Here is a 16975-nt window from a genome sequence, read left to right as displayed (position 1 = left end):
ATCATCATGACGAAAGCAGAAAAGGTCGTCTGGACAGAGGGCATGTTCCTGCGTCCCCACCATTTTCAGCGGACAGAACGTTACCTCCTCAACCACGTTCGTGAATGGGGAGCATTGCAGCGATCGTACCTCTGGGGCTTTCTCGACCTTGAGCTGGACGAAGCGATGCTTCGCCAGGGCTGCATTGCCCTGAGCTACTGTAGCGGTTTGCTGCCTGACGGCACGTTTTTCCAGATTCGCAGCGATCGCAACGGTCCGGCCCCGCTAAAAATCCCCGATAACCTCACCAATGAAAAAGTGGTGCTTGCGCTGCCGGTTCGTCGCGGTGGCCGTGAAGAGGTGATTTTCAGCGAAGAGCACGCTTCTCTGGCGCGTTTTATTACCTTTGAGCAAGAGGTGGAAGACGATAACGCCATGTCGGTCGGGGAGGCCACGGTACAGTTTGGCCGCCTGCGTCTGACCCTGATGCTGGAGAAAGATCTGACGGCAGAGTGGACCGCCATCGGCGTGGCGTTCGTCACTGAAAAGCGCAACGACAACCACGTGCGGCTGGATAACAGTTACATCCCGCCCATGCTGAACGCCAATAACAGCCCGCAACTGTACGGCATGATCAACGATCTTCACGGCTTGCTGGTACAGCGTAGCCAGCAGATTGGTGGCCGTCTGCGCCAGCCGGGGCGTTTCAATACGTCCGAGATGGTCGAGTTCACACTTCTCTCGCTGATCAACCGCCACCTGGGCGACGTCTCGCATTTAAAAACGCTGCCGCTGCTTCACCCGGAAGCGCTCTGGCGCAGCTGGCTGCCGTTTGCCACGGAACTCGCCACCTGGACGCCGCAGCGTACCGCAGAGAGCATTCTGCCGGTATACGACCATGACGATCTCGCCGCTTGCTTCAGCAAACTGATGCTGATGCTGCGTCAGGGGCTGTCGCTGGTCATGGAAGACCACGCCATTCAGCTGCCGCTGCACGAACGCTCTCACGGACTGAACATCGCCACCGTGCCGGAGACCAGCATGGTCCGCGAGTTTGGCTTCGTGCTGGCGGTAAAAGCCAACGTCCCGGGCGAACACCTGCAAACCCATTTTCCTGCCCAGATGAAGGTTGCGCCAGTCTCAAAAATTCGCGATCTGGTTCAGCTTCAGCTGCCGGGCATCATGCTGCGGGCCATGCCCGTCGCACCGCCGCAGATCCCGTGGCATGCGGGCTACAGCTATTTCGAGCTCGAGAGGGGCAGCGAGCTGTGGCACGAGATGGACAAGTCCGGGGCATTCGCGCTGCATCTCGCAGGGGAATTCCCGGGTCTCGATATGGAGTTCTGGGCCATCCGTAGCCCGACAGAAAAATAAAGCGAGCGCTTAATATGCAGGAACGACAGGATACCGGCAGCGATGCCGTGTTTACCGGAGCCAGTGGGAATAATCAGCTGGTGGCGGCCGCCAATCCGCTGCTCAATGCGATTCCGCAAATCCGTCATTCGGTTTCCCACGACGATCAGGTCGGGCTGCGCCAGCGCCTGATCGACGAAATTCGCCGATTCGAAGTGCGGTGCCAGCAGGCGGGCTTACCGTATGAAGTGATTGTCGGCGCGCGCTACTGCCTCTGCACGGCGCTGGACGAAGCCGCCGCCCTGACCCCCTGGGGAAGCAGCGGCGTCTGGTCAAGCAACGGCCTGCTGGTGACGTTTCATAACGAAACCTGGGGCGGCGAGAAGTTTTTCCAGCTGCTGGCGCGTCTGTCTCAGAATCCGCGTGAACACATTCTGCTGCTGGAGATGATCAACTACTGTCTGCTGCTCGGCTTTGAAGGGCGCTACCGCGTGCTGGACAATGGCCGCACCCAGCTGGAAACCATCAAACAGCGTCTGTGGCAAATGATCCGCGGCGTGCGCGGCAGCTACCCGCCGCCACTCTCCCCGCATCCGGAAGATCGCCCCGTGCTGCGCAAGCTCTGGCGGCCAATGATTCCTCTCTGGGCGTGCGTGGCGCTGGTGGGCTTTATCGCCTGCCTGTTCTATATCGTCCTCAACTGGCGCCTGGGCGATAACACCAGCCCGGTGCTGGCGAAGATTTACCAGTCCCAGCTGCCGGAAACCACTATCCAGCAGCCTGTGCGTCAGATGCCGGCGGTGCTGAACCTGCGCGGTTTCCTGAAGCCTGAAATTGAGGCCGGTCTGGTGGCCGTGAAGGATGAGGCGGATCGCAGCGTGGTGATCCTGAAAGGGGACGGACTGTTTGCCTCGGCCTCAACCGTGGTGCGCGATCGCTATGAGCCGGTTATTGACCGCATCGCCCAGGCGATGAATAACGTCAGCGGCAAAATTCTGGTGGTGGGGTACAGCGACAACGTGCCGATCCGCAGCGCCCGCTTCGCCTCCAACTATGAACTCTCGCTTGAGCGCGCCCGCTCGGTGCAAAAACAGCTACAGGGCAGCCTGTCCCAGCCTGAGCGCGTCAAAGCCGAAGGGCGGGGCGAAATCAACCCGGTAGCGCCTAACACGACGCCTGAGAATCGCGCCCGTAACCGCCGCGTGGAAATTACGCTGCTGGTGTCGCCTGGCAATACCCAGGCCGAGCTGAACGGATTGCCGCAAGGAAACTAAGGATGCTGACTACTCTACTTTCTATACTGACCAATCGCATTCTGTGGAGCTTCCTGGGCGTAACGGCGCTCGCGGCGGTGATCTGGATGATTGGCCCGCTGTTGTCCATCGTGGATACCCGGCCTCTTGAATCCGAGCAGAACCGCGTCATCAGCATTGCGGTGGTCTACCTGATTTGGGCCCAGAGCCACATTCTGCCCCGGTTGTATAACGCCTGGCTGAACCGCAAGCTGATGGACAAGCTCAACGAAAACACCACCAGCCCGGAAGCGGCCGATCCGCAGAAACGTCTGAACAGCGAGGAGCAGATCCTTGCCGGACGTTTCGACGAAGCCGCCCAGATGCTGAAAAAAGCCCACTTCAGCAAAGCGGGGCACGGCGCGCAGTGGACGCAGCGCTTCAGCACCCAGTACCTCTATCAACTGCCGTGGTACGTCATTATTGGCGCACCGGGTTCCGGTAAAACCACCGCGCTGGCCAACTCCGGGCTGCAATTCCCGCTGGCGGACCGCTTCGGTAAAACCGCGCTGCGCGGTATTGGCGGCACGCGCAACTGCGACTGGTGGTTCACCAATGAGGCGGTGCTGCTGGATACTGCGGGGCGTTACACCACTCAGGAGAGCGAGCAGGTTCAGGACGCCGGCGAGTGGCTGGAATTTATCAACCTGCTGCGTAAATACCGCCGCCGCCAGCCCATCAACGGCGTGATTATCACCATCAGCATTTCCGACCTGCTTTCGCAGTCCGCGGAGGCCTCCCGCCAGCAGGCGGTGAACCTGCGCCAGCGTCTCTCCGAGCTGCACGAACAGCTGGGCATTCGCTTCCCGGTGTACGTGATGGTCACCAAGGCGGACCTGCTTAAAGGCTTCCGCGCCTGGTTTGCGGATTACGACAAAGCCCAGCGCGATCAGATCTGGGGCTTTACCCTGCCGTGGGAGCAGACCAAACACGCCGATTACGACCTGATGGGCAACTTCCAGCAGGAGTTTTCTCTGCTGCAACAGCGTCTGGATGCCGGCCTGCCGGAAACCATGCTGAAAGAGCACGATGCAAAAGCCCGTGCGGAAGCTTATCTCTTCCCGCAGGAGTTCGCCGCGCTGCGCCCGCTGCTGGCGGACTATCTGAGCACGGTCTTTGCCCGCTCAAATTTCGAAACCGAATTTTCACCGCGCGGTATCTACTTCGCCAGCGGCACCCAGGAAGGCATGCCGTTTGACCGCGTGATGGGCGAGCTGAACCGCGCGCTCTCGCTGCCGGAAGGGGGCGAAAGCGACCGCTGGGACTCGGTGAGTAAAGAAGCGCCGATCCCGGGGGCGAAAGGTCAGAGTTTCTTCATTAAGAACCTGCTGCAAAACGTCATTTTCCAGGAGGCGGGCATCGCCGGCGAAAACCGCTGGTGGGAACTGCGCAACCGCGCCGTGATGTGGTCTGGCTATGCGGCGCTGCTGGCCCTGCTGGTGATCCTGGGCGGGCTGTGGCTGACCAGCTACGCCAAAAATAAAGCCTATCTGGAAGAGGTGGATGCAAAAGTGCCGGGGCTCGAGCAGCAGAGCAAGGCGCTGCAAAACCAGCCTCAGCGCGATCTGTTTGCGCTTCTGCCGCTGCTTAACAGTCTGGTGGATCTGCCGAAAAGCGAGGCCTTTGACGTTAACGATCCGCCGGTTTCACGCCGCATGGGGCTTTATCGCGGAGATGACGTCAGCGATGCCTCGCAATCGCTGTATCAGAAAGCGCTGGATCAGATGCTGCTGCCCGCCGTGGCGATGCACATAACCACCTGGCTGCGCAACGACAACGGCAGCGACGTGGAGTACAGCTATGAGGCGCTGAAGGCCTATCAGATGCTTTACCAGCCGAAGCATTACGACGGCAAATTCCTGCACTCGTGGGTGATGCTCAACCTGCAACGCAACCTGCCGCAGAACGTGACGCAGGCGGAGCTTCAGGAGCTGGAGTGGCACCTGACGCAGCTGCTGGAACCGAAAATTCAGGCGTCACCGTATGCCCAGGATGAGGATCTGGTGGCCCGCGAGAGGGCGCTTATCAACCAGCAGCCGCTCTCCACCCGCGTGTACGGACGCCTGAAGCGTCTGCTGGAGCATGATGAAAACCTGAAGCCGGTTTCGCTTTCAGATCTCGGTGGCCCGCAGAGCGAGCTGGTGTTTTCCCGTAAAAGCGGCAAGCCGGTGAGTGAGGGCGTGCCGGGGCTTTATACGCCGGACGGCTACTGGAAAAGTTTCAACGACCAGATCGACAGCGTGACCACCGCCCTGCACGAAGATGATGCCTGGGTTCTGGGGGCGACCACCGCTCAGGAAGATAAACAGCAGATCGACAACGCCGTGCGTCAGCTCTACATGCGCGACTTCATCGTCAACTGGGATCGCTTTCTCGCGGACATACAGCTCAATAACAGCGCCGATCTTTCCCAGCGCATCAACACCGCACGCCTGCTTTCAGGCACCAACTCGCCGCTGCGCCGCCTGGTGCTCAACCTGAGCAAGGTGCTGACGCTGTCGCGCACTGCGCCTGCGTCGGAGGATGCGCAGAAAGCGGAAGAGCAAAGCAACCGCGCCACCCGTACGCTGGAAGCGTTGTTCAGCAACGGTGACAACGCTCCAACGCAGGGCGCGGTCGTAACGCAGGCGCCCGAGCAACTGGTGACCGACCACTATGCGCCGATGATTGAGCTGGCGCAGCCGCTGGAGAAGGGCGGCAAAACCATCGTCTTTGATGATTTTCTCAAGCAGGTTGACGAGCTTTATCGCTACCTGACTGCCGTTCAGGATGCAGCAAACAGCGGTATGCCCGCGCCGGGCGGCGATGCCATCAGCCGCCTGCAAGCCAGCGCGGGCCGTCTGCCGGGCGGGCTGCAAACCATGTTCAGCAATATGGCCGTGGGCGCCAGCAGCGATACCCAGCGTCGCGATCTGGAAAACGTGCGTAAGCGTATCAACGTGGAAGTGGGCGGGTTCTGCCGTCAGGCGATAGCCGGGCGTTATCCGCTGGTGCGTAGCGCCAGCACCGAAGTGACGCCGGACGATCTTGCCCGCATGTTCGCGCCGGGCACCGGGCTGATGGACACCTTCTTTCGCGACAACCTGACCAACAAGGTGGACACCACCCAGGCGAACTGGCGTTTTATGCCGGGTATCGACGGCAAAACGCTGCCGGGCAGCGAAGGGCTGCTGCGTCCGTTCCAGCAGGCGCAGTCCATCCGCGACGCCTTCTTTGCCAACGGCGCGACCACGCCATCCTTTAAGGTCACGGTGCGCACCGTGCGGATGGATAACACTATTCTGAACCTCACGCTGGACGTGGACGGTCAGTTGCTGCGCTACAGCCACGGTCCGCAGGCGGTGCAAATCATGAACTGGCCGGGGCCGGGCGGGACGAACCAGGTGCGTATGCAGCTCGGTCTGGCAAACGGCAGCACCGCAACGCTGGTGACCAACGGTTCATGGGCGCTCAACCGCTTTTTCGACAAGGCGCGCACCAGCCCTGGCGCGGGTAGCCTGAGCCGTCAGGCCACCTTCAACGTCGACGGACATCAGGTCACGCTGGAGTTTGCGCCGAACAGCATCCGCAACCCGTTCCAGCTTCCCCGTTTCTCATGCCCATAACCGCAAGGACAGCCGTATGACGAATACCCCTGCGATGAACCGCTACAGCTGGTATGGCAAATTACCCAGCGCCGGAGATTTTTTGCAGCGTCGCTTTCCGGATACCCTGCAACGCCAGTGGTCGCACTGGTTCCAGGTCGGCCTGCTGGCCTGGCAGCAGGAAGAGCAGCGCAGCGGCGAGCGCCCGTTTTCTAAAGCCCCGGTGTGGAATTTTGTCGTCCCGCCGATGCTCGGCAGCCAGATGATTCAGATGGGCTGCCTGCTGCCGGGCCGTGACAGCGTGGGCCGCCACTATCCGGTCTGTATTCAGCTAAGCTTTACCCCGGCTGAGTGGTCGTCCCGGCTGCTCGGGCAGGCCGAAAGCTGGTACCAGCAGCTGGGGCGTCTGGGGCTGCACGCGGTGCGTAACAGCTATTCTGCTTCCCAGCTGGACGACATGCTGATGACCATCCCGGCGCCGCAGCCGGTAGAGCCGCAAAAGCGTTCCGACATTCTCGACGTGATTGGCTATGACGACGATGGTCAGAACACCCTGGGCTGGCCGCAGGCGGCGGAGTGTTTCGATCCGCTGCGCCAGACCAGCTATTGGTGGACGAACCGCTGCGACGGCTACCCGCTCTACACCCACGTGCACAGCGGAAACTTTACCGGGCAGCTCTTTACGCTGCTGTTCGATCCGGCAGGCGGCGCCCGACCGGGCCGTCACGGGCTTTACCCGCCTATGTTTGAATAAGCAGGGACCTTATGAATATCGATGAATTTCTCGCGCCGATAAGCCCCGACAACCCCTGCGGTGAAAACCTGGAGTACGACGCCGATTTCCAGGCGATGAACCAGGCAAGCCAGGGCAAAGCCGAGCAGCAGTTTGGCGACACCATCATCCCGGCAGAGCCCGCAGACTGGAACACCGTTGAAAAGCTCGCCACCGGCCTGCTGACCCGCACCAAAGATCTTCGCGTGCTGCTGGCGCTCACCCATGCCTGGACGCGTCGCCGCGGACTGGCAGGCTACGCCGACGGGCTGCTGCTGGTGCAGGAAGCGTTGTCCCGCTACTGGGAACAGCTCTATCCGCTGCTGGAAGAGTATGGCGAAACCGATCCGTTCTACCGCATCAACGCCCTTGCCGGACTGAGTGATAAATCCGACCTGACCGTCGCGGTGCGCAACGCCTCGCTGCTGCGCTCAAACGGCGATGAAATTTCGCTGCGTGACGCGCAGGCGTTGCTCGACGGCAGCAAAACCGAATGCCCGGACTACCCCGGCGGTCGCCCGAGGCTGATTGACGAGCTGGCGCGCGGCGACCAGCCCGGCACCGCGGCGGTTATCGTGATCAACGAGCGCCTGCTGGCTATCCGCGAACTGCTTACCGGCTATCTCGGCGAAAGCGGCGTGCCGGAGATGGAACAGCTGCTGAAAACCGTCGGGCTGGTTTCCAGCGCCTGTCAGGTGACCGATATCAGCAAGCTGCTGCCAAACCGTGACGCGCAGGCTGAACCGCACGCCGAGCCACAGCAGGTGGCCGCCCAGCCCGTCCAGCAGGTGACGGACTGGCGCAGCGTGCAGGTGACCAGCCGCGCCGACGCGCAGCTGATGCTGGAAAAAGCGAAGCAGTATTTTGCGCAGTACGAACCAAGCCATCCCGCACCGCTGATGATTGAACGGGTGCAGCGGCTGTCTGAACTCAACTTTATGGACATTATTCGCGACCTGGCGCCGGACGGCGTTAACCAACTGGAAAACATCTTTGGACGCCGCGAATGACGCGTCCTGGCATTATGACGACAGGCATGGAGTCTGCCGTTTCACCTTCACCGCGCATCTTTGATGGAGAACATCATGGCAATGAGTAACAGTGGACAGAAATTCATCGCACGCAACCGTGCTCCCCGCGTGCAGATCGAGTACGACGTAGAGATCTACGGTGCAGAACGCAAAATTCAGCTGCCGTTTGTGATGGGCGTTATGGCCGATCTGGTTGGCAAGCCGGTGGAAAACCTGCCAGCCGTCGACGAGCGTAAATTCCTGGAAATCGACATCGATAACTTCGACGAACGTATGAAGGCGCTGAAGCCGCGCGTGGCGTTCCAGGTAGATAACACCCTGACCGGCGAAGGTAAGCTCAACGTCGATCTGACCTTCGACAGCATGGATGACTTCCTGCCGGACGCGGTGGCCCGCAAAGTTGAGCCGCTGAACAAGCTGCTGGAGGCGCGCACCCAGCTCTCTAACCTGCTGACCTACATGGACGGCAAAAACGGCGCGGAAGAGCTGATTGCAAAAATCCTTCAGGATCCGACGCTGCTCAAATCCCTGAGCCAGATGCCAAAAAATGACGAAAGTGCGAAAGGTAGCGAGGAATAATCGATGAGCAACCAGACTCAACAACACGATCAGCAGGCGGGTCAGGCGTTCAGCCAGGACGAGTTCAGCGCGCTGCTGAACAAAGAGTTTCGTCCGAAAACCGACCAGGCGCGCTCCGCCGTGGAAAGTGCGGTAAAAACCCTGGCGCAGCAGGCGCTGGAAAATACCGTCACCTTCTCTAACGACACCTACCGCACCATTCAGAACCTGATTGCCGGTATCGACGAGCAGCTCTCGCAGCAGGTGAACCAGATCATTCACCACGATGAGTTCCAGAAGCTGGAAAGCGCCTGGCGAGGCCTGAGCTACCTGGTCAACAACACCGAAACCGACGAGATGCTGAAGATCCGCTTTATGAGCATCTCCAAGCAGGAGCTGGGCCGCACCCTGAAGCGCTACAAGGGCGTGGGCTGGGACCAGAGCCCGATTTTCAAAAAAATCTACGAGCAGGAGTACGGCCAGTTTGGCGGCGAGCCGTTTGGCTGCATCGTCGGGGACTACTACTTCGACCACAGCCCGCAGGACGTTGAGCTGCTGGGCGAGATGGCGCGCATCGGCTCTGCCGCCCACTGTCCGTTCATCACCGGCACTGCGCCGGGCGTGATGCAGATGGAATCCTGGCAGGAGCTGGCTAACCCGCGCGATCTGACCAAGATCTTCCAGAACACCGAGTACGCCGCCTGGCGTTCCCTGCGTGAATCCGAAGATGCCCGCTATCTGGGGCTGGTGATGCCGCGCTTCCTGTCGCGTCTGCCGTACGGCATTCGCACCAACCCGGTGGACAGCTTTGATTTTGAAGAGCAGACCGACGGCGCGAACCACAACAGCTACTCGTGGGCGAACGCGGCCTATGCGATGGCCGCCAACATCAACCGCTCCTTCAAAGAGTACGGCTGGTGTACCTCGATTCGCGGCGTGGAGTCCGGCGGGGCGGTGGAAAACCTGCCGTGCCATACCTTCCCGAGCGATGACGGCGGCGTGGACATGAAGTGTCCGACCGAGATCGCCATCAGCGACCGTCGCGAAGCCGAGCTGGCGAAAAACGGCTTTATGCCGCTGGTGCACCGTAAAAACTCCGACTTTGCCGCCTTTATCGGGGCGCAGTCCCTGCAAAAACCGGCCGAGTACCACGATCCGGACGCCACCGCGAACGCGCGTCTGGCCTCCCGTCTGCCGTACCTGTTTGCCTGCTGCCGCTTTGCCCACTACCTGAAGTGCATCGTGCGCGACAAAATCGGCTCCTTCCGCGAGCGCGAAGAGATGGAGCGCTGGCTGAACGACTGGGTAATGAACTACGTCGACGGCGACCCGGCGAACTCCTCACAGGAGACCAAGTCCCGTAAACCGCTGGCGGCTGCGGAAGTGCAGGTGCAGGAAATCGAAGATAATCCGGGCTACTACGCCGCGAAGTTCTTCCTGCGCCCGCACTACCAGCTGGAAGGTCTGACCGTTTCCCTGCGTCTGGTATCTAAACTTCCGTCGCTGAAGACGAAAGACGCGTAAAAGCGTCAGCCTGCTGACAACGTGCGTTTTGTGAGTTTCGCCCGGCGGCGCTACGCTTGCACGGGCCTACAATGAAACGTGCAATTTATTGATATCGTTGCGCAATGTAGGCCGGGTAAGCAAAGCGCCACCCGGCAAGAAAGACGGCTAAATTGTTAATGCTGTCCTTAACGGGTTCCACAATAACGCACGGTAATAAAGACTTCACATTCATTCCGTTATTTCGGGGGAATGTAAGACTGTCAAATGACACGGGTCGTTTGATATGAGGCAGAGGTAAAATATGGACGGTTTTATTCAGCCCCATGCTTTCCTGTTTGCCATATAAGGGCTTTTTCGAAAGCAATATTGTTCATCCACGAAGAGTAGATATTATGGCTATTGATATGTTTCTGAAGGTCGAGGGTGTTACGGGCGAATCTAAAGATTCTAACCACACCGGCTGGACTGACATTACCTCCTTCTCCTGGGGCGCGTCCCAGCCAGGTAATATGAGTGTGGGTGGTGGCGGTGGTGCCGGTAAGGTTAACTTTAACGATCTGCACGTTAACGCTCTGATCGACAAATCCACTACAGCAATCCTTAAACACTGCGCAAGCGGTAAGCACCTGACCAAAGTTGAACTGTCCGTCTGCAAAGCGGGTGGTCAGCAGGTTGAATACACCCGCATCACCCTGGAAGACGTTCTCGTGACTTCCGTTCAGTACACCGGTGCAGACAACGGCGATACCGTTGGCGTGACCTATGCATTCCAGGCTGCGAAAGTGAAACAGCAGTACTGGGAGCAGACCACTGCCGGTGGTAAAGGTGCTGAAAGCAGCGCTGGCTGGAACATCAAAGAAAACAAAGAAGCATAACAGGAGTGGGCCCGAAAGGGCTCACTTTATCCTGTGCTTTTTAAAAGGGAAAATACTTATGCGTCCTGCTTTTGGTGCCGCCTGGAACAGATTCAGAGAAGTTAATGTCAACGTCGAGACGGTGGGTAAATTATTGGGTGGAAAAGTCCAGCACAATATCGAAGTCGGAATTTTTCAAAATGCATGCCCCATTCGTATGAGCTACGTTTTAAATTATTGTGGCGTTCCAATTCCCGCCAACAGCAGATATGCGACGGTTACGGGGAGTGATAAAAAACGTTACATGTATCGCGTAAAGGATATGATTGCTTTTCTGCCAAATGTACTGGGTAATGCAGATCTGACGGTGACGTCTCCAACACCAGGCCAATTTGCAGGTAAGCAAGGCATTATCATCTTTACCGGTCATGGCTGGAGCGATGCCACTGGACATGTCACGCTCTGGAATGGGAATATTTGCTCCGATGATTGCCATTTTCTGGGTTCTCCCGGTAATGGTTCGTTTATTCCTGGCAGCGCTACGCTCTGGAGCCTGAAATGAAACATTTACTCGCTTTCGTGCTGGCGTTGAATACCTCATATACCTTCGCACAAACTCTGCCGGACGTTAATACCTTTTCTCAGCAACAGATTTTTGAAAACTGGGTGCAAAATCGCTGTATCGGAAAGATTGCGCATAGTACGACGCTGAAAAATGATGCAAAGGCAAGCGCCGCAGCATGGCTGGAAGCCAGTAACCTGCCTGCCGAGAGTTTCGAAAAGGCCGACGAGGTTATTAACACCTTACTGAAACAGAAGCTAGGTGGTACAGCACCGGTAAACTATGAGGTTTTAAAGTGCAGCCTAATTTCCCATAGCGATGCGATTCGCCAACTCAGTGTGCAAAAATAAACCTTCTGCAAAAGCTAAAAATTAAAAAGAATACAAGGAATTTCCATGGCAAGTCCGTCAAACGTTGCTCCAGGTTACTGTGTTGTTCAGCAACCCGGCACTCTGGATTTTCAGGCAAGACAGCTATTTGGCAATGTGCGCAATGAAAAATCCGAGTATTTTATGCAATTGAATAAAGACACTGCGTGGCTCAAGCCCGGACAAATATTAATTGTCGCTGATCCACGTAGCGATAATCAAACACAGCAGATTAATAGTTTAGCCATTGCGAAAAAGAAGGTAACCAACGCGCTTGCGACTTTGGACGTGGCCACTGCTGAATTTTTGAAAAATAATTATGATAATATAAAAGCCATAACAGGCTGGGGCGATACAATCGTCGGTGGTGTGAGTGGTGCTGGTGAGTCATATTTTAAGCAAATAGAAAATATTTTAATTAAAATTGAAGCTACCTATCAAAATCAGTACAGAACACAAGGTGCGCTTTTCGGCCAACAGTTTTATGCTGAGCGCAATGCGCTTTTCGCACAATTGAAACCCTTGTTAAATAAAATAACTAAAAAACAGCTTAAGTTTAAAGATTATGCGGATCTTAAGAGAGCATTAGGGCTTTCCACGAAATCAATTGTCCATGAATGGAGTACTGTTGGGATTGGCGCAATCCCAGGTTACTCAACATATATTGACAGAACTGCCAAAATCACCTCTTACCTGAAAGCAGGCGGATGGGTTGCTTTAGGTTTTTCTTTTGTGAACACGTCTAACGAAGTTTATAATGCCTGCACCACTGGAAGAGAAAATGAGTGCAGCAGGGTTGCAGTGACTGAATATAGCAAATTTGGAGGCGGTGTCGCTGGTGCTGCATTAGGCTCATCCCTGGCGGCTCCCATTTGTCTTGCATTAGGTGTACCCACAGCGGGGACAGGAACACTCATCTGTGGTTTAGTGGTTGGTGCAGTCGGAGCTGCGGGTGGAACACAAATCGGTGGGTTTGCAGGAGAACAGCTCAATAACTTAATTTTTAGCGGAGAATAAAGTGATTTTTAATAATATTTACTCTGCTGTTATTATATGTCTTTTTGCTGCTTTTATAATTCTGGTCATTTCATTTTATATAGACTATCGAAAAAAATATCGCCAGGTTAACGAAATATATTCGATATTCACAAATCAACAGTTGCTCAAAAAAGAAGATTATCAAACCTGGCAAAATCTTGGATTCTGGGGGTTTGGTTTTCTCACCACAATTTTATCACGGATCTTACAGGGTAAGCGTGTGAGGCTCACTGAGTGTCGTTGGCTTGAGCCACAGTCGTGCAATGAAATTTTGTCTGCCTTTGAGTTATCATGGGTTAAGTCGTACAGAAGAAAAATCATTATTGCCACTATTATATTTTTACTGCTGTTAATACTTTCCATCGTTAATAATGTGTAATCCTATTCTGAAATTTAAATGATGTCTTTCTGAATTAACCCCCAAACCCCGCCGTTCTCATCCCCGAGAGCGGCAGCGTTTGAGCGCTAATCATACCAGCAGGAATACGCCATGCGATTCACGATTATTTCTACGAAACCCGGTCATCAGCCGCCGCAAAGCAGCTGTGATTTTTATGCCCCGGGCGGCACCATTGGGCGCGGTACGGATAACAATCTGGTGCTGCCGGACAACGATCGCACTATCTCGCGTTTGCAGGCTATCGTTCACGTCGACGCCAGCGGCGAATGTCGTGTCACGAACCGTGGCAGCGTCACCCGCGTGGTATTGAATGATATTCCGCTGGAGCGTGGGCGTCAGGTTGAGCTTCAGGATGGGGATATTCTCGGTATTGATGATTATCGCATCGAAGTCAGCGAACTTATTCACGATACCCAGCCCGTAAGCCGCATGGCGGCCAGCATGCAGCAGGCGCGTCCAGCGGCAACACCCGCACCGGCAGCGGCGCCGCAACCGAAACCGGCCAGCGCCGCGCCTCGCGGAAAAGCGGAACCTACGGCCGTGCCGTCGGAAATCTGGGACAGCCTGATGCAGGAGTTCTCCATCTCCGACAGCATCTCCAGCAACCGGGCGAAACCACAGCCCGCCGCGTCCCACGACCCGTTCTCCCAGCCCGCGGCTCCGGAGCGGAATGCCGAAGATCCGCTGGCGATGTTCAACGACACCGATCCGGCACTTGAACGTAAAAACGTGGATCCGGACTCGCTGTTCAGCGATGACGCGTTGTTCAAGCAGGAGAGCATCTTTGACGATGTCACCCCTTCAACGCTGGTGCAGCCGGATGAAAGCAAACCTGCCCAGCCAAAGGAAGAGGCCGCGGATGAACTCGATCCGTTAGCCCTGTTTGGCGGGACGGCCAGCGCGCCTGCCGCGCGTCACGACGACCCGCTCGGCCTGATGGGCGGCGCGCCGTTGACCCATCCGGATGAAATCGCGGCTGATAAGCCGGAGCCAAAGCCTGAACCTCAGCCCGCACCGGAAGAGGATGCGCTTGCCGGTTCGCCGCTGTTCGATCCGGAACCGACTGAACCGCAGGACGCGCCGCGCGCGGAAGAAGAAGAGCCCGCGCGTCCCGATTACGCCGGCTTCACCATGCCAACGCCGCAGGCCGTGGCGCGCAGTCACGCCCAGGCGCCTAAGGGCCGCCTGCGCATCGACCCGGTTAAAAACGCCGCATCCCCCGCTGCTGCCGCACAGACCGGCGAGCGGGGCGAGGTGCTTCAGGGCGAACTGCTGGAGGCGCTGCTGGAAGGCATGGGCCTGAGCGAAATGCAGCCAGTGCCGCAGTTTGACCGCGAAAACATGCGTCAGCTGGGCCAGATCCTGGGCATGTTCTCGCAGGGGACCGTGGCGCTGCTTTCGTCGCGCTCCATCCTCAAGCGCGGGGTGAAGGCCGATATGACCATGGTACTCGACGATGCCAACAACCCGTTCAAGCTGCTGCCGACCGGTAAAACGGTCCTGATACAGATGTTCGGCACGCCGATGCCGGGCTTTATGCCGCCGACCAAATCGGTGCGTGATGCACTGATCGATCTTCAGGCGCACCAGCTGGGGATGATCTCCGGTATCCGCGCCATTATCGCCGCTATGCTGCAATCCTTTAACCCGGAACAGCTGGAAGAGCAGGCGAAGCAGAACGGGATGACGTCGCGCCTGGCGCTGCCGGGCAGCCGTAAAGCCGCGCTGTGGGATTATTTCGTTCGCAGCTATGGCGAGACGGCGGGCGAGATCGAGGACGACTTCCATACTCTGTTTGGCGAAGCCTTCCTCCATGCCTATGACATGGAGGTCAATCAGTACAAAGACTCACAAAGCGGATCCGAAGAAAAATGAATATCGCAACGGCTTCTCTCTCCCGCCAGGGGACGCGCGCCAGCAACCAGGATCAGACGGGAGAAACCATCGGGGAACGTTCAGCCTGCTTTGTCGTCTGCGACGGCATCGCGGGCCTGCCGGGCGGCGAGGTGGCCGCTGAGCTGGCCCGCAACAGCATTATTTCCCGCTTTGATGGCGACAAGCACCTGAATGCGCAGCATATTCGTGACTACGTCCAAACGGCGAACCGCACCATCCTCAGCGAACAGCAGGCGGTGCAGGACTATCGCCGGATGGGCACCACGCTGGTCAGCCTGTTTATCGACAGGGATTACCGTCTGGCCTACTGGGCGCACGCCGGTGACAGCCGCCTGTACCTGTTTCGTCGCGGCTGGCTGTGGCACGTCACCACCGATCACAGCCTCGTCCAGCAGATGAAGGATGCCGGACATCAGACCGATGACCTCAACAGTAACCTGCTGTATCTGGCGCTGGGTATTGAGAATGGCGGACCGGAAGCGAGCTACAGCGATGTGGTGCAGGTAGAAGACGGCGATGCTTTTTTACTCTGCACCGACGGTTTCTGGCACGGGGTCAGCGAAGAACAGATGAAGCAGTCGCTGCACATGGTCAATACGCCACAGGAGTGGCTGACCTTAATGAACCAAATCATTCAAAAGAATGGCGAACAGGAGGGCAATGCTCAGGATAACTACACCGCCGTGGCGGTGTGGATGGGCAACCCTCAGGACACCACTTTGCTGCATACGCTCTCTGACGCAGCACAATTTCTTCCCTGCGGAACTGATTAGACACACAAGGATTGATATGAAACTTTGGCTATCGGGTTTGGCTCTTCTGACGGTGGCGACCACCGCACAGGCTGAAAACTTCCGCATCGTGCAGTCTCCTGCGCAGAAGCTGGATATCTGGATCGACAACATTAAAGACAATACGCCGCAAAGCTGGTGTAAGTCGGACGTGGCGCTGCGCATCGTGGCGAACGGTAAGAAAGAGGTTTCGGTGCTGGAAAACTTTGTGCCGCGCCTTGGCTCGCTGCTTGAGCACCAGTGCAGCAAGCTGAATACCCTCAACTGGACGCTGAACGATCCGCAGGGGACGACGCTTGCCCGTGGCACGGCGGCTAAAGCGCAGGACTGGGCGCTGGTGGTGAAGCAGCAGGAAACGGCGGTGGCAGCAACCACCACCCCGGGCGCGCTGCTGCCGCCTGACCAGAATCCGGAGACGCACACCGTAGCGGCAGACCGTACCCCATGGCAGGAGTTTACCCTTCAGGACGGCTGCCACCTGCGCACCTTCTGGGAGGGCGGTTCCTCCGCGCCGGCGCTGTTTATTCCTGACTCCGACACCACCCGCTGCGGTAACGGCAGCTGGCTCAGCGGCCACACCGTGGTGACGCAAAACCGTAACGGGACGCAGAAAGCGATTCCGGTCACCTACATTCACGGCTTCCCGGTGATGGGGCTGAACAACGCGGTCGATCCTGAAAACGCGCTGATCACCTCCGTCAACAAAGAGCGCATGGTCTTCAGCACCCAGAACAGCGACCAGAGCTGGATGATCCTGCCGTACGACAGCACGCTGAACGGCTGGAAGAGCAACGGTACGGTGGCGGTGGAAATCACGCGCGAGATCGCCAGCGACGACGCCCGACTTCAGGCGCGTATCGCCGAGGTCAAGAAGATCTGGAGCGCATGGGTTGCACCGGGCGCTGAGCTGAACGTTGTTCTGATCGACACGCTGCGCCCGCAGCTGCGCGATCCGGCAATAGGCGCCTGGCGCGCGGCGAATTAAGGAGTG

At 57.5% G+C, this 16975-nt stretch carries 15 protein-coding genes; all 15 read left to right on the top strand.

Going from position 1 to position 16975, the window contains the following annotated elements:
• Positions 1 to 6: 6 nt before the first annotated feature.
• The 15 genes from tssK to IM267_RS16960 all read left to right on the top strand — a co-directional run bounded on the left by tssK (position 7) and on the right by IM267_RS16960 (position 16969).
• On the top strand, positions 7 to 1353 hold the full coding sequence (tssK, locus tag IM267_RS17030) for a type VI secretion system baseplate subunit TssK (protein WP_193033871.1): 1347 nt from the start codon (positions 7 to 9) through the stop codon (positions 1351 to 1353).
• 14 nt (positions 1354 to 1367) lie between these two features.
• Positions 1368 to 2606: a DotU family type VI secretion system protein gene (locus IM267_RS17025; RefSeq protein ID WP_193033870.1), complete on the top strand. Its 1239-nt coding sequence runs from the start codon at positions 1368 to 1370 to the stop codon at positions 2604 to 2606.
• A gap of 2 nt (positions 2607 to 2608) precedes the next feature.
• Positions 2609 to 6229 carry a type VI secretion system membrane subunit TssM gene (gene tssM / locus IM267_RS17020; protein ID WP_193033869.1) on the top strand — a complete coding sequence of 1207 codons (3621 nt, stop codon included), beginning with the start codon at positions 2609 to 2611 and terminating at the stop codon, positions 6227 to 6229.
• Between the two features lie 16 nt (positions 6230 to 6245).
• The gene (gene tagF, locus IM267_RS17015) at positions 6246 to 6962 is read left to right on the top strand and encodes a type VI secretion system-associated protein TagF (RefSeq protein WP_063868513.1); all 717 of its coding nucleotides are present in this window, start codon (positions 6246 to 6248) and stop codon (positions 6960 to 6962) included.
• An 11-nt stretch (positions 6963 to 6973) separates the two neighbouring features.
• Positions 6974 to 7990 (top strand): type VI secretion system protein TssA, encoded by a 1017-nt coding sequence (gene tssA, locus IM267_RS17010; protein ID WP_063449584.1) that lies wholly within the window; start codon positions 6974 to 6976, stop codon positions 7988 to 7990.
• A gap of 75 nt (positions 7991 to 8065) precedes the next feature.
• Entirely contained in the window at positions 8066 to 8590 is a 525-nt protein-coding gene (tssB, locus tag IM267_RS17005) for a type VI secretion system contractile sheath small subunit (RefSeq protein WP_022648413.1), read from the top strand.
• A 3-nt stretch (positions 8591 to 8593) separates the two neighbouring features.
• Positions 8594 to 10093 (top strand): type VI secretion system contractile sheath large subunit, encoded by a 1500-nt coding sequence (tssC, locus tag IM267_RS17000; protein ID WP_063868514.1) that lies wholly within the window; start codon positions 8594 to 8596, stop codon positions 10091 to 10093.
• A gap of 374 nt (positions 10094 to 10467) precedes the next feature.
• Positions 10468 to 10950 (top strand): type VI secretion system tube protein Hcp, encoded by a 483-nt coding sequence (locus tag IM267_RS16995; RefSeq protein WP_014884229.1) that lies wholly within the window; start codon positions 10468 to 10470, stop codon positions 10948 to 10950.
• A 58-nt stretch (positions 10951 to 11008) separates the two neighbouring features.
• The gene (locus IM267_RS16990) at positions 11009 to 11491 is read left to right on the top strand and encodes a type VI secretion system amidase effector protein Tae4 (protein ID WP_193033880.1); all 483 of its coding nucleotides are present in this window, start codon (positions 11009 to 11011) and stop codon (positions 11489 to 11491) included.
• Positions 11488 to 11841, top strand: coding sequence for a T6SS amidase immunity protein Tai4 family protein (locus IM267_RS16985; RefSeq protein WP_193033868.1), 354 nt, complete (start codon positions 11488 to 11490; stop codon positions 11839 to 11841). Before IM267_RS16990 ends, IM267_RS16985 begins: the two co-directional genes overlap by 4 nt.
• A 45-nt stretch (positions 11842 to 11886) precedes the next feature.
• Positions 11887 to 12876: a hypothetical protein gene (locus IM267_RS16980; RefSeq protein WP_193033867.1), complete on the top strand. Its 990-nt coding sequence runs from the start codon at positions 11887 to 11889 to the stop codon at positions 12874 to 12876.
• A gap of 1 nt (position 12877) precedes the next feature.
• Positions 12878 to 13276 (top strand): hypothetical protein, encoded by a 399-nt coding sequence (locus IM267_RS16975; RefSeq protein WP_193033866.1) that lies wholly within the window; start codon positions 12878 to 12880, stop codon positions 13274 to 13276.
• A gap of 111 nt (positions 13277 to 13387) precedes the next feature.
• A complete protein-coding gene (gene tagH, locus IM267_RS16970) occupies positions 13388 to 15172 on the top strand; it encodes a type VI secretion system-associated FHA domain protein TagH (protein ID WP_063868519.1) in 1785 nt (594 codons plus the stop codon).
• A complete protein-coding gene (locus IM267_RS16965) occupies positions 15169 to 15966 on the top strand; it encodes a PP2C family serine/threonine-protein phosphatase (RefSeq protein WP_063449579.1) in 798 nt (265 codons plus the stop codon). Before tagH ends, IM267_RS16965 begins: the two co-directional genes overlap by 4 nt.
• A 16-nt stretch (positions 15967 to 15982) precedes the next feature.
• The gene (locus tag IM267_RS16960; protein WP_063868520.1) at positions 15983 to 16969 is read left to right on the top strand and encodes a hypothetical protein; all 987 of its coding nucleotides are present in this window, start codon (positions 15983 to 15985) and stop codon (positions 16967 to 16969) included.
• The last annotated feature ends 6 nt before the right edge of the window (positions 16970 to 16975 follow it).

It is taken from the genome of Enterobacter cloacae complex sp. P15RS, from assembly GCF_014895905.1.
GTDB classification, from domain to species: Bacteria; Pseudomonadota; Gammaproteobacteria; order Enterobacterales; family Enterobacteriaceae; genus Enterobacter; species Enterobacter quasihormaechei.
The sequence above is the reverse complement of the archived record's forward strand: the minus strand, read 5'-3'. Positions and strand labels throughout refer to the sequence as shown.